The following is a 23,324-nucleotide window of genomic DNA, read 5'->3' as shown; positions in this document are numbered from 1 at the left end:
TATGACCGAACTTGAACAGCTTCAGGCCAGCGCCGAACAGGCCGCCACACTCTTAAAGGCGATGAGCAACCCGCGTCGCCTGCTGATCCTCTGCACCCTGTGCGGAGCGCCCGGCACCAGCGCGGGGGAACTGGCGCGAGCCACGGGGCTAAGCCCTTCCGCCACGTCGCAGCATCTGGCGCGCATGCGTGAGGAAGGGCTTATCGACAGCACCCGCGACGCGCAGCGCATTCTCTATTTCATTAAAAACGATGCGGTACATCAGCTGATCAGCACCCTGAAAACCCTTTATTGTCCGTAAGGAGCCGCCATGTCTCTTCCTCTTCTTTCCCCGCGCCAGGCCAGTGCCCGCGTCGCTGAAGGCGCAAAACTGATTGATATTCGTGATGCCGATGAGTACGCCCGCGAGCATATTCCCGCCGCGCGCTCCGTGCCGCTGGATACCTTACCCGGCGGACTTAACGCGCAGGCGGGGGATACGGTGATTTTTCACTGCCAGTCCGGCGCCCGGACGTCGGGGAATGCTGACCGCCTTGCTCAGGCCGCCGCGCCCGCGCAGGCCTTTGTGGTCGAGGGGGGCATTCAGGGCTGGAAGCAGGCCGGGCTGCCGACCGTCGAAGACAAATCCCAGCCGCTGCCGCTGATGCGTCAGGTGCAAATTGCCGCCGGGCTCTTGATACTCTGTGGCGTAGTGCTGGGCTATAGCGTCTCCAGCGGCTTTTTCCTGCTCAGCGGTTTTGTCGGCGCCGGGCTGTTGTTCGCCGGAGTGACGGGCTTTTGCGGTATGGCGCGACTGCTCAAGGTGATGCCCTGGAACCGGCGTACCTCATAAGCAGTAATCGGTGAAATACGCTGTACCCGGCGTCACGCGTGGGCTAAGGTGAAGATCGCTAAAACGATGAGGAGGTAATATGTTTTCTGTCGGTAATTATGTGCAACCGCGTAAAGGCGGCCCGAAACTGAAAGTGCTCGAAGTGAACGGTGACAGCATTGTGGCGGTCCAGGCCAGCAATGAGCAAGGCGAGAAATATACCCTGAAAGCTGCCGAACTGGCGCCGTATACCGAAGAAGGCGATTTCGGCGTCTGCTGAACAGCCAGCCGGGCGGCGTGTTCCGCCCGGCTAACCTGTTAGATCAGAAAATCATCCAGTGATTTACCGTCTGCCAGCGCGCTGGCAATAGGCTTCGGCGTGCGGCCCTGGCCGGTCCACGTTTTCTCTTCACCGTTCTGGTCAATAAAACGATATTTTGCTTCACGCGGCTTGCGCTTTTTCGCGGGCTTACCCGTCTGCGCCAGTTCAGAGCCCAGCAGGTCAGTCGGTGAAATACCATCGGCTTTCATCAGCTCCAGCAGGGCATTAATTTTTTCCTGCTGCTCAGCACGCTGCTGCTCTAATTCCGTCTGTTCACTCCGTTTCTCTTCAGTAACGACCCTGACCTTTTCCAGCATTTCCTCAAGAACGTCCAGGGTTAATTCACGCGCCATGGCGCGCAGAGTTCGGATATTATTAAGATTCTGTAACGTCAAAGACATATTATTTGCAAACCTTCTCTTTAGGGTAAATAGATAAATCGCCGACAGAATAATTCATTTCCATAGAAATATCTACCTGCGGGGCCGTTCTGCCAGTAGTGTAAATATAGTTAAACTCCACCGTGAATATTAACTTATGACGAATGTGGAATACGCAAAGATTCAATCATCACATCAATATAAATGGTCAACCTTAATCAAAATTTCAGCATCCTACGCTACACGCAAAAGCAGCAAATCCCACCTCGACGCCATAAACATCAACCTGCTGATTTTCATGCAAAAATTACCAAACGAGACAGATTATAACGAACCGGGCAAAAAACAACCAACTTTAGAGAATTTTGTGGACAAAAGGCGATTAAATAAAAATTAATCACTAGTTGTTAGTTCAAACTCAGAGATATACGCTATACACGTCAAACAAACCAACCTAAAGCACTGACCGCTTCAGGAAAATCGTTTCTTTTGTGTTCTTCTCAAGGAGTTCAGACATGTTCTCACCGCAATCACGCCTTCGCCATGCCGTGGCGGATACTTTCGCGATGGTTGTCTACTGTTCCGTTGTGAACATGCTGATCGAAATATTCCTCTCCGGAATGTCCTTCGAGCAGTCACTTTCCTCTCGTCTGGTGGCAATCCCGGTCAATATTATTATTGCATGGCCTTACGGGTTATACCGCGATGCGGTAATGCGTTTCGCGCGTCGTATCAGCCCCGCAGGCTGGGCGAAAAACCTGGCGGACGTCCTGGCGTATGTGACGTTCCAGTCGCCGGTTTACGTGGCCATACTGCTGACAGTGGGTGCAGACTGGCACCAGATCGCAGCGGCGGTCAGTTCGAATATTGTGATTTCAATGCTGATGGGTGCGGTATACGGCTATTTCCTCGACTACTGCCGCCGCCTGTTTAAGGTCAGCCAGTACAGCCAGGCAAAAGCGTGATGTGAAGCGACTGGCGAAAGCCAGTCGCGAATTTACTGTACGTCGCCAAACAGTCCCTTCAAAAACCGCTCCAGCGCCATGCGTGAGCTGAAGCCATGCGGAATACCATAATGCTCATGCCGTTCGCCGCCTAAATAGAGCGGAAATTGCTGATAATGATCGCAGGTTTTAATATCCGAGGCAGGCTCAGCAAATGACAGACTTCTGTCTTTCAGCGTCGGGTGAATAATGAGAGCGGTACGTCCCATTCTTGCTTCGCGATTAACGTAAACATAATTCTCGCCACGGCGATATCCATACGCTTTTGGTGTCACCTCATCCATGGTGAATCCCTCTTTTTCAAGAACGCGCGCCACCTCATCAGGTCGTAAATACATATCTTTTCCTCGTTATCTTTTCCTGCCCGGCCACCTTACAGTATTCAGCATTAGCAGGGCTTTCAGAATAATCCATAAACTGCCGGATAACGCGTGACGCGCTTCAGATATTAAATTTCTGAACTAAACTGAACGGGAACACAAAATTACGGAGGATCGTATGTTTAACAGACCGAACCGAAACGATATTAATGACGACGCTCAGGATATTCGTAATGATGTCAGCCAATTAGCGGATACTCTGGAAGAGGTGCTGAAGTCCTGGGGAACTGACGCGAAGGACGAAGCGGATGCCGCAAAACGTAAGGCTCAGTCTCTGCTCCGTGAAACCCGCGCGCGTTTGAACGGGCGTACGCGAACGACTCAGGCTGCCTGCGATGCGGTCAGCTGCGCAACGACCTTCGTGCGCGAAAAACCGCTCTGCACGCTGGGCACGGTCGCGGCCGTCGGGATCTTCGTGGGTGCCTTGCTTAGCCTGCGTAAATAACCCCCTCTCGCACGTTTCTCAGCCCCGGTGGCCAATGGCTGCCGGGGCTTTTCTTTGCCTTCTCGCCTGAAAAACCCACATAGCCTGCCCTGCCCCGCTGTGCTCATCATAGGGGCAACATTAATCTAAATTTCCCATATCTTGTATGGTTGAAACTTAAGACAACTACATCTAGTATTCCTTTTAGCAGGATACACACAACCTGACGCGACGATTCGCGCCGCACCTTTATTTTAAATGGAAATACGAATCATGAGCATTATTATTTACACTCGTAACGATTGTGTTCAGTGCCACGCCACAAAACGGGCAATGGAAAGCCGTGGCGTAGCGTTTGAGATGGTGAATATTGACCAGGTCCCCGAGGCCGCAGATACCCTGCGCAAGCAGGGTTTTCGTCAGCTTCCGGTGGTAATCGCCGGGGAGACAAGCTGGTCCGGCTTCCGCCCGGACATGATTAACCGCCTGAGTGCGCAGGCCGCCCGGGCATGAGTGGGCTGGTTTTCTTCTCCAGCAGCTCGGAAAACACGCTCCGCTTTATTGAGCGCGTCGGGCTGCCTGCGGTGCGCATTCCGCTCAACGAGCGGGAACGGATCCGGGTAGAGGAACCGTACATTCTGGTGGTGCCCAGCTATGGCGGCGGCGGCACGGCGGGAGCAGTGCCTCGTCAGGTGATCCGCTTTCTCAATGACCCTCATAACCGCGGGCTAATCCGCGGCGTTATCGCGGCGGGAAATCGCAATTTCGGCGATGCCTTTGGCCGCGCCGGGGATGTCATCTCTCAAAAATGCGGCGTGCCGTATCTCTATCGTTTTGAGCTGATGGGGACACAGCAGGACGTCGAAAACGTGCGTAAAGGAGTGAACGAATTTTGGCAACGACAACCGCAGAACGGGTGATTCAGGCGACGCCGGATTACCACGCATTAAACGCCATGCTTAACCTCTACGATCGGGAGGGGCGCATCCAGTTCGATAAAGACAGTGAGGCGGTGGATGCTTTTTTTGCCGCCCACGTGCGGCCCAACAGCGTGACGTTTGCAAGCCAGAATGAACGTCTCGACTATCTGATTAAAGAAGGCTACTACGAAGAACGCGTGCTGACCCGCTACGACCGCGCCTTTGTGGTGACGCTGTTTGAACGCGCGCACGCCAGCGGCTTTCGCTTTCAGACGTTTCTCGGCGCGTGGAAGTACTACACCAGCTACACCCTCAAGACCTTTGACGGCAAGCGCTACTTAGAGAGTTTTGAAGATCGCACCGTGATGGTGGCCCTGACGCTGGCGCAGGGTGATGAAGCGCTGGCGGAGCAGCTAACCGACGAGATCCTCTCCGGACGCTTTCAGCCCGCCACGCCGACCTTTCTCAACTGCGGCAAGGCCCAGCGCGGCGAGCTGGTTTCCTGCTTCCTGCTGCGTATCGAAGACAATATGGAGTCGATTGGCCGCGCGGTGAACTCGGCGCTGCAGCTTTCCAAACGCGGCGGCGGCGTGGCGTTTCTGCTCTCTAACCTGCGTGAAGCGGGCGCGCCAATCAAGCGCATCGAAAACCAGTCCTCCGGCGTGATCCCAGTGATGAAGATGCTGGAGGATGCGTTTTCGTATGCTAACCAGCTTGGCGCACGCCAGGGCGCGGGGGCGGTTTACCTGCACGCGCACCACCCGGACATTCTGCGCTTTCTCGATACCAAGCGCGAAAACGCCGACGAAAAAATCCGCATCAAAACCCTGTCGCTCGGCGTGGTGATCCCGGACATCACCTTTAAGCTGGCCAGGGAGAATGCCGACATGGCGCTCTTCTCGCCGTACGATATTGAGCGTATTTATGGCAAAGCGTTTGGCGATGTGGCCATCAGCGAGCTGTACAACGAGCTGGTGGCCGACAATCGCATTCGCAAAAAGACCATCAACGCCCGCGAGTTCTTTCAGCGGCTTGCGGAGATCCAGTTTGAGTCCGGCTATCCGTACATCATGTATGAGGATACGGTGAACCGCGCGAACCCGATTGCCGGGCGAATCAACATGAGCAACCTGTGCTCGGAGATTTTGCAGGTCAACAGCGCGTCAGCCTACGACGAGAGCCTGGACTACGCGGACATCGGCAAGGATATCTCCTGCAACCTCGGGTCGCTGAATATTGCCCACACCATGGATTCCCCAGACTTTGGCCGCACGGTGGAGACCGCCATTCGCGGGCTGACGGCGGTGTCGGACATGAGCCACATCCGCAGCGTGCCGTCTATTGAAGCGGGTAACGCCGCGTCGCACGCCATCGGGCTGGGGCAGATGAACCTGCATGGCTATCTGGCGCGGGAAGGCATCGCCTACGGCAGTCCGGAAGGGCTGGATTTCACCAACCTCTATTTCTACACCATTACCTGGCACGCACTGCACACCTCGATGATGCTGGCGCGTGAGCGCAACCAGCGGTTCGCGGGCTTTGAGCAGTCCCGCTACGCCAGCGGGGAATATTTCAGCCAGTATCTGGAAGGCGACTGGCAGCCGAAAACCGAAAAAGTGCGCGCACTGTTTGCTCGCGCGGGAATTACCCTGCCGACGCGCGAGATGTGGCAGCAGCTGCGTGACGACGTGATGCGCTACGGCATTTATAACCAGAACCTGCAGGCCGTCCCGCCGACCGGATCGATTTCCTACATCAACCACGCCACGTCGAGCATTCACCCGATCGTGTCGAAAATTGAAATCCGCAAGGAAGGCAAAACCGGGCGCGTTTACTACCCTGCCCCGTTTATGACCAATGAGAACCTGGCGCTTTATCAGGACGCGTACGAGATAGGCCCGGAAAAAATCATCGATACCTACGCGGAGGCGACAAAACATGTGGATCAGGGGCTGTCGCTGACGCTGTTCTTCCCGGACACCGCCACCACGCGGGATATCAACAGAGCGCAGATCTACGCCTGGAAGAAAGGCATCAAAACGCTCTACTACATTCGCCTGCGCCAGCTTGCGCTGGAAGGCACCGAAATCGAAGGCTGCGTATCCTGCGCGCTGTAAGGAGAAAGGATGAAACTGTCACGCGTGAGTGCCGTTAACTGGAACAAAATCCAGGACGACAAAGACCTGGAGGTGTGGAACCGCCTGACCAGCAACTTCTGGCTGCCGGAAAAGGTGCCGCTCTCCAACGATATTACGGCCTGGCAAACGCTCGGCCACGCCGAGCAGCAGCTGACGATCCGCGTCTTTACCGGCCTGACGCTGCTGGACACCATTCAGAATACCGTCGGCGCCCCCGCGCTGATGAGCGACGCGCTAACGCCGCACGAAGAGGCAGTGATGTCGAACATCAGCTTTATGGAGGCGGTGCATGCCCGCTCCTACAGCTCGATTTTCTCCACCCTGTGCCAGACCAAAGACGTGGACGCAGCCTACGCCTGGAGCGAAGAGAGCGAGTCACTACAGAGAAAGGCGGAGCTGGTGCTGGCGTATTACCGGGCCGACGAGCCGCTGAAGAAGAAGATCGCCAGCGTGTTCCTGGAATCCTTCCTCTTCTATTCCGGCTTCTGGCTGCCCATGTACTGGTCGAGCCGGGGGAAGCTCACCAACACCGCCGATTTAATTCGGCTTATCATTCGGGATGAAGCGGTGCACGGGTATTACATCGGCTATAAGTATCAGAAAGGGCTGGAGAAAGTCAGCGAGGCGAAGCGCGAAGAGCTTAAAGGCTTCGCGCTCGATTTGCTGATGGATCTGTACGACAACGAGCTGAGCTATACCGAAGAACTCTACGCCGGCACCGGCTGGGAGGACGACGTGAAGGCCTTCCTCTGCTACAACGCCAACAAGGCGCTGATGAACCTGGGTTACGACGCGCTGTTCCCGCCGGAGATGGCGGAGGTGAACCCGGCTATTCTGGCCGCGCTGTCGCCCAATGCCGACGAAAACCACGATTTCTTCTCGGGCTCGGGCTCATCGTACGTGATGGGCAAAGCGGTAGAAACCGAGGACGAAGACTGGGATTTTTAATGAACGCTAACGTTCGTTAATTTAATATAAACCCAACAATTCCCTCTCTAATATTTACAAAACAACTACACTGTAATTTACACGTCATATTCGCCTGAATCATTCCGATTCAGGCGAAATTTCCCGATGCAGCAGCAAAAAATTGAGAAAAATTCAAACCGCCCTCAGCCCTTTATTCATGGGAAATTCAGCCGTTTCGCTTGCGTCAAAATTCCGCCCTCAGCTCGACGCAGGGTTGTCTCAGATTCTCAGTATGTTAGGGTTATGCCCGTTAACAATTTACCATGGTAATCATATCGGCATAAACAAATAACAGGACACTCTCTATTGCATGGCAATTAAATTAGAAGTGAAAAATCTTTATAAAGTATTTGGCGAGCACCCGCAGCGCGCATTCAAATATATTGAGAAAGGCCTTACGAAAGAGCAAATTCTGGAAAAAACCGGGCTATCGCTTGGCGTTAAAGACGCCAGTCTGGCCATTGAAGAAGGCGAGATTTTTGTCATCATGGGATTATCCGGTTCGGGTAAATCCACTATGGTTCGCCTTCTCAATCGCCTGATTGAACCCACCCGCGGACAGGTACTGATTGACGGCGTGGATATCGCCAGAATATCAGACGCAGAGCTTCGCGAGGTGCGCAGAAAGAAGATCGCAATGGTGTTCCAGTCATTCGCGCTGATGCCGCACATGACGGTGCTGGATAATACCGCTTTCGGCATGGAATTAGCCGGCACGCCGGCTCAGGAACGTCAGGAAAAAGCCCTTGATGCCCTGCATCAGGTCGGGCTGGAAAATTATGCGCATGCGTACCCGGATGAACTTTCCGGCGGTATGCGTCAGCGCGTGGGATTAGCCCGTGCATTAGCCATTAATCCAGACATATTATTAATGGATGAAGCCTTCTCCGCCCTCGATCCGTTAATTCGCACCGAGATGCAGGATGAGCTGGTAAAATTACAGGCTAAACATCAGCGAACGATTGTCTTTATTTCCCACGATCTGGATGAAGCCATGCGTATTGGCGACCGTATTGCCATTATGCAAAACGGTGAAGTGGTGCAGGTCGGCACGCCGGATGAAATTCTCAATAATCCGGCGAACGATTATGTCCGCACCTTCTTCCGCGGCGTGGATATTAGCCAGGTCTTTAGCGCCAAAGATATTGCCCGTCGAACGCCAAACGGCATTATCCGTAAAACGCCAGGCTTCGGCCCGCGCTCGGCGCTGAAGCTGCTGCAGGACGAAGACCGTGAATACGGATATCTGGTTGAACGCGGCAATAAATTTGTTGGCATTGTCTCCATCGACTCCCTGAAAACGGCTCTCACTGAGAACCAGGGAATCGATGCGGCGTTAATTGACGCTCCGCTTGCCGTGGACGCCGAAACGCCGCTCAGCGAGTTGCTCTCCCACGTGGGCCAGGCGCCGTGCGCCGTACCGGTCGTCGGTGAGGAACAACAGTACGTCGGCATCATCTCAAAACGGATGCTGCTGCAGGCTTTAGATCGCGAGGGGGCAAACAATGACCGATCAATCTAACCCGTGGGGCACCACTGAGGCAGCGGACAGCGCTGCGCAACCCGCCGACGCGTGGGGTTCCACGCCCGCTCCTGCCGATGGCGGCGGCGCGGCAGACTGGCTGAACAGCGCACCCGCGCCTGCGCCAGAACACTTCAACATCATGGATCCGTTCCATAAAACGCTAATCCCGCTGGACAACTGGGTTACGGAGGGGATCGACTGGGTGGTCACGCACTTCCGTCCGGTCTTCCAGGGGATCCGCGTCCCGGTGGATTACATCCTGAACGGCTTCCAGCAGCTGATGCTGGGGATGCCGGCACCGGTGGCGATTATCCTGTTCTCCCTGATCGCCTGGCAGTTCGGTAGCGCAGGGATGGGGATCGCCACGCTGATCTCCCTGATCGCTATCGGCGCGATTGGCGCGTGGTCGCAGGCGATGATCACCCTGGCGCTGGTGCTGACCGCCCTGCTCTTTTGCATTGTCATCGGCTTACCGATGGGGATCTGGCTGGCGCGCAGCCCGCGGGCGGCGAAGATTATTCGCCCGCTGCTGGATGCGATGCAGACCACCCCGGCGTTCGTCTATCTGGTGCCTATCGTGATGCTGTTCGGCATCGGCAACGTGCCGGGCGTGGTGGTGACCATTATCTTCGCCCTGCCGCCGATTATTCGTCTGACCATTCTGGGGATCAACCAGGTGCCTGCGGACCTGATCGAAGCGTCACGCTCGTTCGGCGCCAGCCCGCGCCAGATGCTGTTTAAAGTTCAGCTCCCGCTGGCGATGCCGACCATCATGGCGGGCGTTAACCAGACGCTGATGCTGGCCCTGTCGATGGTGGTGATCGCCTCGATGATCGCCGTTGGCGGTCTGGGTCAGATGGTGCTGCGCGGCATTGGCCGTCTCGACATGGGGCTGGCCACCGTCGGGGGCGTCGGGATTGTGATCCTCGCCATTATTCTTGACCGCCTGACCCAGGCCGTCGGTCGTGATTCACGCAGTCGCGGCAACCGTCGCTGGTATACCACTGGCCCTGTCGGGTTACTCACCCGCCCTTTCACCAAATCAAAATAAGGAACAACGATGCGACATAACGTACTTTTTGCTACCGCGTTTGCCACCCTTGTCTCCACCAGCGCGTTTGCGGCAGACCTGCCGGGCAAAGGCATTACCGTGCAGCCGGTGCAGAGCACCATTTCGGAAGAGAGCTTCCAGACCCTGATCGTCAGCCGCGCGCTGGAGAAGCTGGGCTATACGGTCAATACGCCGAGCGAAGTGGATTACAACGTGGGCTACACGTCGATTGCCTCCGGTGACGCCACCTTTACCGCGGTGAACTGGCAGCCGCTGCACGACGACATGTATGCCGCCGCCGGAGGCGACAAGAAGTTCTATCGCGAAGGGACCTTCGTGACGGGTGCCGCGCAGGGGTATCTGATCGACAAGAAAACCGCCGATAAGTACCACATCACCAACATTGAACAGCTGAAAGATCCGAAGATCGCCAGGCTGTTCGACACCAACGGCGACGGCAAGGCTGACATGATGGGCTGCTCGCCGGGCTGGGGCTGTGAAGCGGTGATTAACCACCAGAACAAAGCCTTCGATCTGGCGAAAACGGTCGACGTGAGCCATGGCAACTATTCTGCGATGATGGCCGACACCATTGCCCGCTTCAAAGAGGGTAAACCGGTGATCTACTACACCTGGACGCCATACTGGGTGAGCGACGTGCTGAAGCCGGGTAAAGACGTGGTGTGGCTGCAGGTGCCGTTCTCCTCCCTGCCGGGCGAGCAGAAAGATATCGACACCAAACTGCCGAACGGCATGAACTACGGCTTCCCGGTGAACACCATGCATATCGTGGCCAACAAAGCCTGGGCGGAGAAAAACCCGGCGGCGGCGAAGCTATTCTCGGTGATGAAGCTGCCGCTGGCGGACATCAATGCCCAGAACGCGATGATGCATGCGGGCAAATCGTCTGAAGCGGATGTGAAAGGCCACGTGGACGGCTGGATCAAAGCCCACCAGCAGCAGTTTGACGGCTGGGTGAAAGAGGCGCTTGCGGCGCAGAAGTAAAACATTTTCCCTCACCCCAGCCCTCTCCCGAAGGGAGAGGGTGTTAGCGTTCCCTCTCCCTTCGGGAGAGGGTTAGGGTGAGGGGTTAAACAGCACAAACACACACATAACAATCCCCCAACATTCACCATCATTGGTTATTATGGTTTCCGGAAATATAATCACTCAACTAACGATTCCTGAAACTAATGACAAAAACAACTCAGGGGCTTAGCCCCGCACTCATCCTTTTAATGTCCGTGGCAACGGGTCTGGCAGTCGCCAGCAACTATTACGCGCAGCCTCTTCTCGACACCATCGCCCGCGCGTTCAATCTCTCCGCCAGCTCCGCAGGCTTTATCGTTACCGCAGCACAGCTGGGCTATGCCGCCGGGCTGCTGTTCCTGGTGCCGCTCGGGGATATGTTTGAACGCCGAATGCTGATCGTCTCCATGACGCTTCTGGCCGCCGGTGGGATGCTGATCACCGCCAGCAGCCAGTCGCTGACGATGATGATCGTCGGTACCGCGCTAACGGGGCTGTTCTCCGTGGTGGCGCAAATCCTGGTTCCGCTCGCCGCGACCCTCGCCTCCCCGGAAAAACGCGGCAAGGTGGTGGGCACCATCATGAGCGGCCTGCTGCTGGGGATTTTGCTGGCGCGTACCGTTGCAGGGCTGCTGGCAAGCCTCGGCGGCTGGCGCACCGTATACTGGGTGGCGAGCGTGCTGATGGTCATCATGGCCATGGCGCTGTGGCGCGGGCTGCCAAAGGTGAAGCAGGAAAATCACCTGAACTATCCTCAGCTGCTGGCCTCCGTTTTCAGTCTGTTCACCCAGGATAAGCTTCTGCGCACCCGCGCCCTGCTGGGCTGTTTCACCTTCGCTAACTTCAGCATCCTGTGGACGTCGATGGCGTTTCTGCTGGCCGCGCCGCCGTTCAATTATTCCGAAGGGGTGATTGGCCTGTTCGGCCTGGCTGGCGCCGCAGGCGCACTGGGCGCGCGTCCCGCTGGCGGGCTGGCCGACAAGGGCAAATCCCACCTGACCACCTCCGCAGGGCTGGTTTTACTTCTGCTCTCCTGGGCGGCGATCTGGTACGGACACATCTCGGTGCTGGCGCTGATCGTCGGTATCCTGGTACTCGATCTCACCGTGCAGGGTGTTCACATCACCAATCAGACCGTCATCTATCGCGTGAAGCCAGAGGCGCGTAACCGCCTGACGGCCGGATACATGACCAGCTACTTCATTGGCGGCGCTGCGGGTTCGCTCATTTCCGCGTCAGCGTGGCAGCATGCGGGCTGGTCTGGGGTATGTGCGATTGGGGCCATCGTCGCCACCCTTAACCTGCTAGTATGGTGGCACGGCTACCATCGTCAGGATGCAATTCACTAAGTTTTACATTGCGTTGGCCTCTTAGGGTGTTAAGAGGCCCTGCACTCTGTTAATGTAAACGTAATCATTTATCCCAGAAATTTTAATGTGGGTGACATATTTACAATCGGCATGAATAGTTCAGACCCCCGTCCTCACATCCTCTCTTCAGCGGGTTCATACCCTACGCTTTCTGTGCTCACCGGGTCACGGACTTACCCGGCGCTTTCTGATGGTGACATAAGTTTGGCGGATATAACCGCACAAATAATTCATTTACATTATTTGTCACCGTCGTTACTATATCGGCTGTAATTAATGAGGTTATGCCCAAATGGATAGTTCGTTTACGCCCATTGAACAAATGCTTAAATTCCGCGCCAGTCGCCATGAGGACTTCCCGTATCAGGAAATCCTGCTGACCCGCTTGTGCATGCACATGCAGGGTAAGCTGCTGGAAAACCGTAATAAAATGCTGAAAGCTCAAGGGATTAACGAGACGTTGTTTATGGCGTTGATTACGCTGGAGTCTCAGGAAAATCACAGCATTCAGCCTTCCGAACTGAGCTGCGCGCTGGGCTCCTCCCGTACCAATGCGACCCGTATTGCCGATGAACTCGAGAAGCGTGGCTGGATTGAGCGCCGTGAAAGCGACAACGATCGCCGCTGCCTGCATCTGCAACTGACCGATAAAGGTCACCAGTTCCTGCGTGAGGTGCTGCCACCTCAGCACAATTGCCTGCACAAACTCTGGTCTGCCCTCAGCACCGCCGAGCGCGACCAGCTTGAGCACATCACTCGCAAGCTGCTCACCCGTCTGGATCAGATGGATGAAGACGGCGCCGTTCTTGAGGCGCTGCGCTAACGCGACGACACGCTCACCATTCCAGATTCATAAGAAAACCGACAGGCCAGCACGTCACACTGCTGGCCTTTCTGACAACAGGTCGGCTCAGCCGATGTGAAAATAAGAAGATCGTGGAGAACTACAATGAGCGCAAATGCGGAGAGCACTACCCCGCAGCAGCCGGGCAACAAGAAAGGCAAACGTAAGAGCGCCCTTCTTCTGTTGACCTTGCTCTTTATCATTATTGCCGTGGCATATGGGATCTATTGGTTTTTAGTACTGCGTCATGCTGAAGAGACTGACGACGCGTACGTGGCAGGGAACCAGGTACAAATTATGGCGCAGGTGTCGGGCAGCGTGACGAAAGTCTGGGCTGACAATACCGACTTTGTGCAAAAAGGCGATGTGTTGGTGACCATCGATCCAACCGACGCCCAGCAGGCGTTTGAAAAAGCACAGACCGCGCTGGCCTCCAGCGTCCGTCAGACCCGCCAGCTGATGATCAACAGCAAGCAGCTGCAGGCCAACATCGACGTACAGAAAACGGCGCTGGCGCAGGCGCAGAGCGACCTGAACCGCCGCGTACCGCTCGGCACGGCTAACCTGATTGGCCGTGAAGAGCTGCAGCACGCCCGCGATGCCGTCGCCAGCGCTCAGGCACAGCTGGATGTGGCCATTCAACAGTACAACGCCAACCAGGCGATGGTGCTGGGCACCAGCCTGGAAAACCAGCCCGCCGTACAGCAGTCGGCGACCGAAGTGCGCAACGCGTGGCTTGCCCTGCAGCGTACCAAAATCGTCAGCCCGATGACCGGCTACGTCTCCCGTCGTTCCGTCCAGCCAGGGGCGCAGATTAGCCCAACCACGCCGCTGATGGCGGTCGTGCCGGCAGACAATCTGTGGGTAGACGCCAACTTTAAAGAGACGCAGCTTGCCCATATGCGTATCGGCCAGACCGCGACGGTTGTCAGCGACATCTACGGCGACGACGTGAAGTACACCGGTAAAGTGGTCGGCCTGGATATGGGGACCGGCAGCGCCTTCTCCCTGCTGCCTGCGCAAAACGCCACCGGTAACTGGATCAAAGTGGTTCAGCGTCTGCCTGTGCGTATTGAGCTGGATGCCAAACAGCTGGCGGATCACCCGCTGCGTATCGGCCTCTCTACGCTGGTGACGGTCGACACCGCCAACCGCGACGGTCAGATCCTGGCAAGCCAGGTTCGCAGCAGCCCGGCTTATGAAAGTAACGCCCGTGAAATTAGCCTCGATCCGGTCAACAAGCTGATCGATGACATCGTGAAGGCAAACGCCGGTTAATCCGAAGGTGAGCGTTATGCAACAGCAAAAGCCGCAAAAACCGCTGGAAGGCGCGCAGCTGGTCATTATGACCATCGCGCTGTCTCTGGCGACATTCATGCAGGTGCTGGACTCCACCATCGCAAACGTGGCGATCCCGACTATCGCCGGTAACCTTGGCTCGTCGCTGAGCCAGGGGACCTGGGTCATTACCTCGTTTGGGGTGGCAAACGCCATCTCCATTCCGATTACCGGCTGGCTGGCAAAGCGCGTCGGTGAAGTGAAGCTGTTCCTCTGGTCGACGGTATTGTTCGTTCTTGCCTCCTGGGCGTGCGGCATGTCCAGCAGCCTGACGATGCTGATCTTCTTCCGCGTTATTCAGGGGATTGTCGCCGGGCCGCTGATTCCGCTGTCGCAGAGCTTACTGCTGAACAACTACCCGCCCGCCAAGCGCTCCATCGCGCTGGCGCTGTGGTCGATGACGGTGATTGTCGCGCCGATTTGCGGGCCTATCCTAGGCGGCTATATCAGCGACAACTATCACTGGGGCTGGATCTTCTTCATCAACGTACCGATTGGCGCCATCGTGGTAATGCTGACTCTCCAGTCGCTGCGCGGAAGAGAAACCCGGACGGAACAGCGGCGTATCGACGCCATTGGCCTGGCACTGCTGGTTGTCGGCATCGGTAGCCTGCAGGTCATGCTCGACCAGGGCAAAGAGCTGGACTGGTTCAACTCCCGGGAGATCATCATCCTGACGATTGTCGCGGTGGTGTCGCTGAGCTTCCTGATTGTCTGGGAGCTGACGGACGATAATCCGATTGTCGACCTGTCGCTGTTTAAGTCGCGAAACTTCACCATAGGCTGTCTGTGTATCAGCCTCGCCTACATGCTCTACTTCGGCGCGATTGTACTGCTGCCGCAGCTGTTGCAGGAGGTATACGGCTACACCGCAACCTGGGCAGGTTTAGCCTCGGCGCCAGTTGGGTTGATTCCGGTTCTGCTGTCGCCGATTATTGGCCGCTTCGCCCACAAGCTCGACATGCGCAGGCTGGTGACGTTCAGCTTTATCATGTACGCCGTGTGCTTCTACTGGCGCGCGTATACGTTCGAACCGGGAATGGACTTTGGCGCGTCCGCGTGGCCGCAGTTTATTCAGGGCTTTGCCGTGGCGTGTTTCTTTATGCCATTGACCACCATCACGCTTTCCGGTTTACCGCCTGAGCGCATGGCGGCGGCATCGAGCCTGTCGAACTTTACGCGAACGCTGGCGGGCTCGATTGGTACGTCGATCACCACCACCCTGTGGACGAACCGTGAATCGATGCACCATGCGCAGCTGACCGAAGCGGTGAATCCGTTCAACCCGAACTCTCAGCAGATGTACAACCAGCTGCAGGGAATGGGCATGACGGAGCAGCAGGCGTCAGGGTGGATTGCCCAGCAGATCACCAACCAGGGGCTGATTATCTCGGCCAACGAGATTTTCTGGATATCGGCGGGGATCTTTATCGTCCTGCTGGGGCTGGTGTGGTTTGCTAAACCGCCGTTTGGCGCCGGTAGCGGCGGCGGTGGTGCGCACTAATCCTGTGCGCTGGATGCCGGGTGGCGGCTACGCCTTACCCGGCCTACGATAACCGGGCCATCATCCGTAGGCCCGGTAAGCGTAGCGCCACCGGGCAACCGCCCCGGTTGTCCAGAACGCGACAGCCATTGTCAGTTCCGATAAAGCAGCGCGCCTGAAATCAATTCACGATAGTGAAAAGACAACAGGAGCGCATCATGCTGAACACACCCGCCGACAAGTACCAGCCCTATCCGACCCTTTCCCTGCCCGACCGCCGCTGGCCGGAGCAACGCATCACCCGCGCGCCGCGCTGGCTCTCAACCGACCTGCGCGACGGCAACCAGGCCCTTGCCGAGCCGATGGACAGCGCGCGCAAGCTGCAGTTCTGGGACCTGCTGCTGGGCTGCGGATTCAAAGAGATCGAGGTCGCTTTTCCTTCCGCCTCGCAGACGGATTTCAACTTTGTTCGCCAGCTGATTGAAGAAAACCGCATCCCGGATGACGTCACGATTCAGGTCTTAACCCAGGCGCGGGAAGATCTTATTCATCGCACTTTCGAATCCCTGCGCGGTGCGAAACAGGCCACCGTCCATCTCTACAACGCCACCGCCCCGCTGTTCCGCCGCCTGGTATTCGGCATGGAGAAAGCGCAAGTCGTCGAGCTGGCGACGCGCTCCACGCGGCTTATTCGTCAGCTGTGTGAAGAGAACCCGGACACCAGCTGGCAGTATGAGTATTCCCCGGAAACCTTCTGCTTTACCGAACCGGAATTTGCGCTGGAGATTTGTGAAGCCGTGGCGGAGATCTGGCAACCGTGCGACGAACGGCCCATGGTGATCAACTTACCGGCCACCGTCGAAGTGAGCACGCCGAACGTCTATGCCGATCAGATCGAGTATTTCTGCCGCCACTTCAGCCGCCGCGACGTCTGCATCAGCGTGCATCCGCATAATGACCGCGGTACCGGCGTCGCCAGCGCCGAGCTGGCCGTGATGGCGGGCGCAGACCGCGTGGAGGGCTGCCTGTTTGGCAACGGGGAACGCACGGGCAACGTCTGCCTGGTGACGCTGGCGATGAATCTCTACAGCCAGGGCGTTAGCCCGAACCTGGACTTTAGCGATATGAACCGGGTGGTGGAAGTAGTGGAAGCCTGCAACCAGCTGCCGGTGCATCCGCGCCATCCGTGGGCGGGTCGGCTGGCCTATACCGCTTTCTCCGGCTCGCACCAGGACGCGATCAAAAAAGGCTTTGATGCCCGCAGGCCTGGCGAGCGCTGGGAGATGCCCTATCTGCCCGTCGATCCGCAGGATATCGGCTGCACCTACGAAGCGGTGATCCGCGTGAACAGCCAGTCGGGGAAAAGCGGCAGCGCGTGGCTCATCGAACAGAATCATGGTCTGAAATTACCCCGCGCCCTGCAGCAGGATTTCAGCCAGCACGTGCAGCAGGAAACCGATCGCCACGGAAAAGAGATGACGCAGAATGCGCTTTGGCAGCTGTTCCGCACCCGCTACGGCCTGGTAGCGACACCGCAGTATGCGCTGCAATCCTACCGCAGCGATAGCCAGCAGGACGGCCAGCTGCGTTTGACGGCAAGCATCTCTACGCAGGGGGGGACGCGTCAGCTGGAAGGTCAGGGTAACGGTCTGCTCTCCGCCGCCGCTCAGGGCTTAAGCCGCTGGGTAAACGCTCCGTTCGTGATTAAGGATTATCACGAGCATACGTTAGGCGAACGTAGCGACAGCCGCTCGGTGGCCTACATCCGCTGCCTGTTCCAGGACGGGAGCAGCCGCTGGGGCGTGGGCATCGACAGCGACGTGGCGCGCGCGTCGCTTCAGGCGCTTTTTAACGCCGTCAGTCGTTCTTAAAGTAATCGCTGGGTGAGACGCCCATCACCCGGCGAAACATCGCCGTAAAGGCGCTGTGGCTGCCGTAACCCAGATCCAGCGCCACGCGCAGTACCGGCTGGCCCTGCGCCAGCCGCACTAAGGCTTCCAGCAGGCGTGCCCTTCTCAACCACTCGCCGTAGCTTAATCCCGTCTGCTGCTGAAAATGGCGGTTCAGGGTGCGCTCGCTCATGTTCGTCATGCTCGCGGCCTGCGCGCTGCTCCAGCTTTCCCCCGCGTTTTGCCGGATTTGCAGACACAGGTGACGTAACGCCTCACTTTCCGGCTCCGGCAGATGAAACGGCAGCACCGGCATAGTGCGGATTTCATCGAGAATGAGCTCATAGACGCGCTCATCCCGGCTTCCGGGTGAGTACGATTCAGGTAAAGCAAGGGAGACGAGGATCAGCTCGCGCAGCAGCGGCGCGATCTGCACGATCTGGCAGGTGGCCGGGAGATCGGCCCGCGCCAGCGGATCGATGAACAGCGTTCGCGCCGCCACGTTGCCGGTGATGCGAAGCGAGTGCTGTGTCCCCGCCGGTAGCCAGACGCCGCGACCGGGAGGAACTACCCAACAGCCCGATGCGGTATCTACCCGTACCACGCCGCTCAGGGTGTGCAACAGCTGCGCGCAGTCGTGCTCATGCCACGGCTCGCTGTCGCCATGATCATAATCATGGGCAAACGGAACGAGGGGACGATGGGTAAAGGAGAAGGTTGCGGTTGTGGTCAAAGGAGGCACCAACACAATGTAGGCCCGGTAAGCGAAGCGCCACCGGGCATCCACAGGCACAATACTAGATGTGCAGTTCCTGCAGTTTTTCTTTCGGCAGGGCCAGCTCTTCGTTGCTGTTCACGCGAACATCACGCTCGATGATGTGACGCGCGATTTCCTGCGCTTCTTCCAGAGAGTGCATCTGGTAAGTACCGCACTGGTAAACGTTCAGCTCAGGGATCTGGTTCTGCTCTTTCACCTTCAGCACGTCTTCCATCGCCGCTTTCCACGCATCTGCGACGCGTTTCTCGTCAGGCACACCAATCAGACTCATGTAGAAACCGGTACGGCAGCCCATCGGAGAGATATCGATGATCTCAACGCCGTTGCCGTTCAGGTGGTCGCGCATGAAACCGGCGAACAGGTGCTCCAGGGTATGAATGCCTTTCTCTGGCATCACTTCTTTATTTGGCACGCAGAAACGCAGATCGAAGACGGTGATCGTGTCGCCGTGCGGGGTGTGCATGGTCTTCGCCACGCGAACTGCAGGTGCTTCCATACGGGTATGGTCGACAGTAAAGCTATCTAATAACGGCATACGTCACCTCCGATAGTGATTTTTTTAAAATAAACTGAACTCTTCTACAGAATGCGCGTCTGAGTATATGAAAGACGCGCATTTGTTATCATCATCCCTGAATTCAGAGATGTATATTTTGGCCACAGCGATGTGGCCTTTTTCTTTTCTGCTTAAGCCTGCTTCGCCAGAAACGCCTCAAACGACTCGGTATCCGCTGCTTCAACTTCTTTCTGACGCATAACGGACGCATCGCGTTCCGCTACAAAATCCGCTTCGCTCAGCACTTCTAACGGCTCCTGCATCAGCATCTCACGGTACTCCGCTGAGAGTGAACGCCCCGTGCCGCCAATGCCCTGATCGATCATAGAACGCAGAATGCGTGCTGAGAACGTCAGTTCTGGATTATCAAAACTTTCCACCAGCCGATCGCAGATCTGTTGATACGCGTCGCCGCCGTCGATGCTGTCCATTGTCCGGGCAACACGCTTCAGGTCACGGAACAGATCTTTGCCGACTTTGGTCAGCGGGAACTGTGCCGTTTCGCAGCCGATACCCAGCGTCAGACCCGGTTTACGCCCTTCCAGAATCACACGGTTCCAGTTCGTGCGGGTGCAGAGCAGTTCGTCTGAACTCATTTCCGGCGCATCCGCCAGCACGCACCAGACCATAAACAGATCCAGGAAGCGAATCTGCTGTTCATCAACCCCAATCGGTGAGAAGGGGTTGATATCCAGCGAGCGTACTTCAATGTATTCAATCCCGCCGCGCTGAAGCGCATCCGACGGGGTTTCACCGCTGCGCGTTACGCGCTTAGGACGAATAGGCGCATACAGCTCGTTTTCAATCTGCAGCACATTGCTGTTGATTTGCAGGCGTTTGCCATCTTTTTCGAGGCCGATTTTCTCGTACTCTTCCGACGGGGTTTTGATCGCCCGCTTCAATCCTGCCACATATTCGTGCAATTCGTTAAACGTAATACCGAGATTGCTTTGCGATTTATTGGTATAACCGAGATCGCTCAGGCGCAGAGAGGTCGCGTACGGGAGATAGTACATTCCGCACTCGGTCTTCTCGAACGGTAGCGTGGTCGGTTTCCCCTGCAGGAACGAAGAACAGATCGCCGGGGAGGCACCAAACAGATACGGGATCACCCAACCGAAACGGTAATAGTTGCGGATCAGGCGGAAATAGCCTTCAGAGATCGCGTCCTTATCCGTTTCACCGCATTTCGCCTGCCAGAACGCCATAGGCAGCGAGAAGTTGTAATGCACGCCCGAGATCGTCTGCATCAACGCGCCGTAGCGGTTTTTCAGCCCTTCGCGATAGAGCGTTTTCAGCCGACCGATATTTGACGTGCCGTACTGCGCCAGCTCAATCTCCTGGCCCTGCTCGATATAGCACGGCATGCTGAGGGGCCACATACGTTCGTCACCCATGTTGCGCGCAGTGTAGCGATGGATATCGCGCATGATCGTCAGCATATGATCAATATCACCCTCTACTGGCGTGATGAACTCCAGCAGTGCTTCAGCGAAATCGGTTGTGATCCATTTATGTGTCAGCGCCGAGCCTAACGCCTTCGGGTGACCCGTCGTCGCTAAGCTACCGTCCGCGTTAACGCGCAGCGTTTCACGCTCAAGACCACGCTGAATACCCTTCAATGCCTGAGGGTGGTTTTCCAGCCAGGCCAGCGCCTGAGATACGTCCGGGATCAAATTGACCTCCCGCCTGTCAAAGTAATGTTACTCAGCATAATTGTAATGGTTGACGATTGAAGGTCGCGTATTCATTCCACCAATTAGTGCCACCACGTCATACCCTGTAGTGTTGCCCACGCCACGAGAACATAGCGCAACGCCTTGCCAAGGCACAAAAAAAAGAGCACCGGTCCCCAGGAGATGCGCATCCATCCCGCCAGCAGACACAGTAAATCGCCTATTACAGGCATCCAGCTTAATAACAGCGTGGCAGCGCCATAGCGTTTTAGCCAGCCGACTGCCTTTTCCTGCCAGCGCGATTTTTCGCGCAGCGGAAAGAAACGCCCAAGAATAACGTTAGTCAGCCCTCCAAGGCTATTACCCATTGTTGCTATTAATACAAGCAGCCAGGGCTGACTCACGCCGGACAACAGCATCGCCACCAGCACCACTTCCGAATTTCCCGGTAACAGCGTGGCGCTTAAAAAACTGCTGGCGAATAATGAGGCAAGTGACAGCGCGTCACTCACAGTAAGCGCACATCCACCGCATCCATTCCGGCATCACGCGCGGCCTGGATACCAAAATCGGCATCTTCAAACACGACACATTTTGCCGCCGGGACGCCCATTAACTCTGCGCAAAGCAGGAAGGTGTCCGGTGCGGGCTTATGATGTTTAACATGATCGGCGGCGACCACGGCAGAAAAATAGTGGCGCAGGCCAAGATGGTTGAGTAATGCCTCAGCAATCGCACTTTCGCTGCCTGTTCCGACCGACATCGGGCGACGCCCGTGCCACTCTTTTACCACATCAATCAGCGGCAGAGGGCGTACGGTATCTAAAAGCATGGCTTTTACCGCATCGGTTTTTTCGCGCGCGAGCAGGTGCGGGTCGAGATCGGCCTGATTCAGTTCAATCACGGCCTGTGCAATACGCCAGGTGGGGGATCCGTTGAGGGCAATCATCGCCTGAAGATCGAAACGCATACCGTAACGGCCCAGGACATCAGTCCAGGCTTGACGATGCGTGGGTTCGGTATCCAGGAGAGTGCCGTCCATATCGAAGATCAAACCGTCATACTGTGCGTACATCGTGCTCTCGCTAAACGATTAACAAAGCATTACTTTATCGTAAATGGTGATTTTTGTCGCTGATTGAGAGTGTGATTGCTGACGGAACGTCGAAGGAATAAACAAAGAAGGGAAAGATGGTGCATCCGGGAGGATTCGAACCTCCGACCGCTCGGTTCGTAGCCGAGTACTCTATCCAGCTGAGCTACGGATGCATCAGGGAACTACTTTCAGAAATAATAATGGTGCATCCGGGAGGATTACTCGGCTGCGCCTCGCCCTGCGGGCCGTTGCTGAAGCAACGTTATCCTCCCTGGTGCTCGCGATTAACTCGCAGACCTTGAAACAACAGCGTGGCTATTATCTCGGAGAATATGGTGCATCCGGGAGGATTCGAACCTCCGACCGCTCGGTTCGTAGCCGAGTACTCTATCCAGCTGAGCTACGGATGCATCAGGGTACTGCTTTCAGAAATAGTAAATGGTGCATCCGGGAGGATTCGAACCTCCGACCGCTCGGTTCGTAGCCGAGTACTCTATCCAGCTGAGCTACGGATGCATCGGGATTTACTACTGTACTGCTCGATATTCATATCACTTCTAAAGCAATATGAAGTAATAGATGGTGCATCCGGGAGGATTCGAACCTCCGACCGCTCGGTTCGTAGCCGAGTACTCTATCCAGCTGAGCTACGGATGCAAAATGGCGGTGAGGCGGGGATTCGAACCCCGGATGCAGCTTTTGACCGCATACTCCCTTAGCAGGGGAGCGCCTTCAGCCTCTCGGCCACCTCACCACACAACGCCTCTTTCGAGTGCTTCGAGTTACTCGTTAAGAGCTTCTCGTCGCTGCGTGGCGCATATATTACTTTCTGGGACTTATAAGTCAAACAATTTTCCAAAAGCTTTTATCGTTTGCACAAATCACACGCAATTCGCATGTAAAAGCCGCAAAGAGGGTGTTTTATAAGCGGATTTTGCAGGCATCTTCACAGAAAACCTTTGCAGAAATGGCGGCGTAAGGGCGAGTTTAGGGTGACAGAGTGGTTAAAAAGAGAGCGTTTGAAATTAAACGGTAACGTTGAGCAGGAAAAATGACAGGAGGGTTGCGTCTCGCCCGACAGCGAGACGCGACAATATCAGTAACTGGACTGCTGGGATTTTTCAGCCTGGATACGCTGGTAGATCTCTTCACGGTGGACAGATACTTCTTTAGGAGCGTTAACACCAATACGTACCTGGTTACCCTTTACCCCTAAAACTGTCACGGTGACCTCATCCCCAATCATGAGGGTCTCACCAACTCGACGAGTCAGAATCAGCATTCTTTGCTCCTTGAAAGATTAAAAGAGTCGGGTCTCTTGTATCCCGGCATTATCCATCA

At 56.2% G+C, this 23,324-nt stretch carries 25 protein-coding genes and 5 tRNA genes; 17 read left to right on the top strand and 13 right to left on the bottom strand.

The annotated features are described in order from the left end of the window. The first annotated feature begins 1 nt into the window (after position 1). The 3 genes from NQ230_RS05520 (at position 2) to NQ230_RS05510 (ending at position 1,091) form a co-directional block, all read left to right on the top strand. A complete protein-coding gene (locus NQ230_RS05520) occupies positions 2-301 on the top strand; it encodes an ArsR/SmtB family transcription factor (protein ID WP_121424485.1) in 300 nt (99 codons plus the stop codon). Positions 302-310: 9 nt separating this feature from the next. After that, positions 311-832, top strand: a complete 522-nt coding sequence (locus NQ230_RS05515; protein WP_159514762.1) for a rhodanese family protein — start codon at positions 311-313, stop codon at positions 830-832. Positions 833-911: 79 nt separating this feature from the next. Further along, positions 912-1,091, top strand: a complete 180-nt coding sequence (locus NQ230_RS05510; protein ID WP_257260354.1) for a GDFGVC terminal motif YodC-like protein — start codon at positions 912-914, stop codon at positions 1,089-1,091. A 38-nt stretch (positions 1,092-1,129) separates the two neighbouring features. On the opposite strand, the gene stpA is transcribed toward NQ230_RS05510, so the two are convergent. Further along, positions 1,130-1,534: a DNA-binding protein StpA gene (stpA, locus tag NQ230_RS05505; RefSeq protein WP_257260352.1), complete on the bottom strand. Its 405-nt coding sequence runs from the start codon at positions 1,532-1,534 to the stop codon at positions 1,130-1,132. A 494-nt stretch (positions 1,535-2,028) separates the two neighbouring features. On the opposite strand from stpA, the gene alaE reads away from it, so the two are divergent. Beyond that, positions 2,029-2,478 (top strand): L-alanine exporter AlaE, encoded by a 450-nt coding sequence (gene alaE, locus NQ230_RS05500; protein ID WP_121424489.1) that lies wholly within the window; start codon positions 2,029-2,031, stop codon positions 2,476-2,478. A 32-nt stretch (positions 2,479-2,510) separates the two neighbouring features. On the opposite strand, the gene NQ230_RS05495 is transcribed toward alaE, so the two are convergent. Beyond that, the gene (locus NQ230_RS05495; RefSeq protein WP_023308923.1) at positions 2,511-2,855 is read right to left on the bottom strand and encodes a DUF2002 family protein; all 345 of its coding nucleotides are present in this window, start codon (positions 2,853-2,855) and stop codon (positions 2,511-2,513) included. Positions 2,856-3,015: 160 nt separating this feature from the next. On the opposite strand from NQ230_RS05495, the gene NQ230_RS05490 reads away from it, so the two are divergent. From NQ230_RS05490 to leuA, 13 genes are all read left to right on the top strand, one after another. Beyond that, positions 3,016-3,342, top strand: a complete 327-nt coding sequence (locus tag NQ230_RS05490) for an ElaB/YgaM/YqjD family protein (protein ID WP_023333166.1) — start codon at positions 3,016-3,018, stop codon at positions 3,340-3,342. 252 nt (positions 3,343-3,594) lie between these two features. After that, the gene (gene nrdH, locus NQ230_RS05485; RefSeq protein ID WP_159514764.1) at positions 3,595-3,834 is read left to right on the top strand and encodes a glutaredoxin-like protein NrdH; all 240 of its coding nucleotides are present in this window, start codon (positions 3,595-3,597) and stop codon (positions 3,832-3,834) included. After that, a complete protein-coding gene (gene nrdI, locus NQ230_RS05480) occupies positions 3,831-4,241 on the top strand; it encodes a class Ib ribonucleoside-diphosphate reductase assembly flavoprotein NrdI (RefSeq protein ID WP_021241965.1) in 411 nt (136 codons plus the stop codon). The genes nrdH and nrdI overlap by 4 nt, the downstream gene beginning before the upstream one ends. Beyond that, the gene (nrdE, locus tag NQ230_RS05475; RefSeq protein WP_257260348.1) at positions 4,214-6,358 is read left to right on the top strand and encodes a class 1b ribonucleoside-diphosphate reductase subunit alpha; all 2,145 of its coding nucleotides are present in this window, start codon (positions 4,214-4,216) and stop codon (positions 6,356-6,358) included. The genes nrdI and nrdE overlap by 28 nt, the downstream gene beginning before the upstream one ends. Positions 6,359-6,367: 9 nt before the next feature. Continuing rightward, on the top strand, positions 6,368-7,327 hold the full coding sequence (nrdF, locus tag NQ230_RS05470) for a class 1b ribonucleoside-diphosphate reductase subunit beta (RefSeq protein ID WP_257260343.1): 960 nt from the start codon (positions 6,368-6,370) through the stop codon (positions 7,325-7,327). A gap of 331 nt (positions 7,328-7,658) precedes the next feature. Beyond that, on the top strand, positions 7,659-8,870 hold the full coding sequence (gene proV / locus NQ230_RS05465) for a glycine betaine/L-proline ABC transporter ATP-binding protein ProV (protein ID WP_257260342.1): 1,212 nt from the start codon (positions 7,659-7,661) through the stop codon (positions 8,868-8,870). Continuing rightward, entirely contained in the window at positions 8,854-9,924 is a 1,071-nt protein-coding gene (gene proW, locus NQ230_RS05460) for a glycine betaine/L-proline ABC transporter permease ProW (RefSeq protein ID WP_257260341.1), read from the top strand. The genes proV and proW overlap by 17 nt, the downstream gene beginning before the upstream one ends. 9 nt (positions 9,925-9,933) lie before the next feature. After that, on the top strand, positions 9,934-10,929 hold the full coding sequence (gene proX, locus NQ230_RS05455) for a glycine betaine/L-proline ABC transporter substrate-binding protein ProX (RefSeq protein ID WP_045260894.1): 996 nt from the start codon (positions 9,934-9,936) through the stop codon (positions 10,927-10,929). 188 nt (positions 10,930-11,117) lie between these two features. After that, positions 11,118-12,302 (top strand): MFS transporter, encoded by a 1,185-nt coding sequence (locus NQ230_RS05450; RefSeq protein ID WP_257260339.1) that lies wholly within the window; start codon positions 11,118-11,120, stop codon positions 12,300-12,302. A gap of 313 nt (positions 12,303-12,615) precedes the next feature. Then, entirely contained in the window at positions 12,616-13,146 is a 531-nt protein-coding gene (mprA, locus tag NQ230_RS05445) for a transcriptional repressor MprA (protein WP_023308933.1), read from the top strand. A 126-nt stretch (positions 13,147-13,272) separates the two neighbouring features. After that, positions 13,273-14,445, top strand: coding sequence for a multidrug efflux MFS transporter periplasmic adaptor subunit EmrA (emrA, locus tag NQ230_RS05440; RefSeq protein WP_257260337.1), 1,173 nt, complete (start codon positions 13,273-13,275; stop codon positions 14,443-14,445). A gap of 16 nt (positions 14,446-14,461) precedes the next feature. Next, on the top strand, positions 14,462-16,009 hold the full coding sequence (gene emrB, locus NQ230_RS05435) for a multidrug efflux MFS transporter permease subunit EmrB (protein WP_038417314.1): 1,548 nt from the start codon (positions 14,462-14,464) through the stop codon (positions 16,007-16,009). A gap of 197 nt (positions 16,010-16,206) precedes the next feature. Beyond that, positions 16,207-17,859 carry a 2-isopropylmalate synthase gene (gene leuA, locus NQ230_RS05430; protein ID WP_257260335.1) on the top strand — a complete coding sequence of 551 codons (1,653 nt, stop codon included), beginning with the start codon at positions 16,207-16,209 and terminating at the stop codon, positions 17,857-17,859. Here leuA and NQ230_RS05425 read toward each other — a convergent pair. The 11 genes from NQ230_RS05425 to csrA all read right to left on the bottom strand — a co-directional run bounded on the left by NQ230_RS05425 (position 17,846) and on the right by csrA (position 23,265). Continuing rightward, entirely contained in the window at positions 17,846-18,610 is a 765-nt protein-coding gene (locus tag NQ230_RS05425) for an AraC family transcriptional regulator (protein WP_121424818.1), read from the bottom strand. The genes leuA and NQ230_RS05425 overlap by 14 nt on opposite strands. Before the next feature lie 64 nt (positions 18,611-18,674). Beyond that, entirely contained in the window at positions 18,675-19,190 is a 516-nt protein-coding gene (luxS, locus tag NQ230_RS05420) for an S-ribosylhomocysteine lyase (protein ID WP_047646219.1), read from the bottom strand. 152 nt (positions 19,191-19,342) lie between these two features. Further along, positions 19,343-20,887 carry a glutamate--cysteine ligase gene (gene gshA, locus NQ230_RS05415; protein ID WP_213823001.1) on the bottom strand — a complete coding sequence of 515 codons (1,545 nt, stop codon included), beginning with the start codon at positions 20,885-20,887 and terminating at the stop codon, positions 19,343-19,345. Positions 20,888-20,970: 83 nt separating this feature from the next. Beyond that, positions 20,971-21,399: a YqaA family protein gene (locus NQ230_RS05410; protein WP_008499541.1), complete on the bottom strand. Its 429-nt coding sequence runs from the start codon at positions 21,397-21,399 to the stop codon at positions 20,971-20,973. Beyond that, positions 21,396-21,962, bottom strand: coding sequence for a fructose-1-phosphate/6-phosphogluconate phosphatase (yqaB, locus tag NQ230_RS05405; protein WP_032648006.1), 567 nt, complete (start codon positions 21,960-21,962; stop codon positions 21,396-21,398). Before yqaB ends, NQ230_RS05410 begins: the two co-directional genes overlap by 4 nt. 117 nt (positions 21,963-22,079) lie before the next feature. Further along, positions 22,080-22,156, bottom strand: a tRNA-Arg gene (locus NQ230_RS05400). A 160-nt stretch (positions 22,157-22,316) separates the two neighbouring features. Then, positions 22,317-22,393 (bottom strand) — tRNA-Arg (locus NQ230_RS05395). Positions 22,394-22,422: 29 nt separating this feature from the next. Further along, positions 22,423-22,499: transfer RNA gene (locus tag NQ230_RS05390), tRNA-Arg, on the bottom strand. A 64-nt stretch (positions 22,500-22,563) separates the two neighbouring features. Then, a tRNA-Arg gene (locus tag NQ230_RS05385) sits at positions 22,564-22,640 on the bottom strand. A 4-nt stretch (positions 22,641-22,644) separates the two neighbouring features. Beyond that, positions 22,645-22,737: transfer RNA gene (locus NQ230_RS05380), tRNA-Ser, on the bottom strand. A 342-nt stretch (positions 22,738-23,079) separates the two neighbouring features. Next, positions 23,080-23,265: a carbon storage regulator CsrA gene (csrA, locus tag NQ230_RS05375; protein ID WP_000906486.1), complete on the bottom strand. Its 186-nt coding sequence runs from the start codon at positions 23,263-23,265 to the stop codon at positions 23,080-23,082. Positions 23,266-23,324: the final 59 nt, after the last annotated feature.

This window comes from Enterobacter asburiae (genome assembly GCF_024599655.1).
GTDB classification, from domain to species: Bacteria; Pseudomonadota; Gammaproteobacteria; order Enterobacterales; family Enterobacteriaceae; genus Enterobacter; species Enterobacter asburiae_D.
Note: the sequence above shows the minus strand (reverse complement) of the source record. Positions and strands in the feature narration are given on the sequence as shown.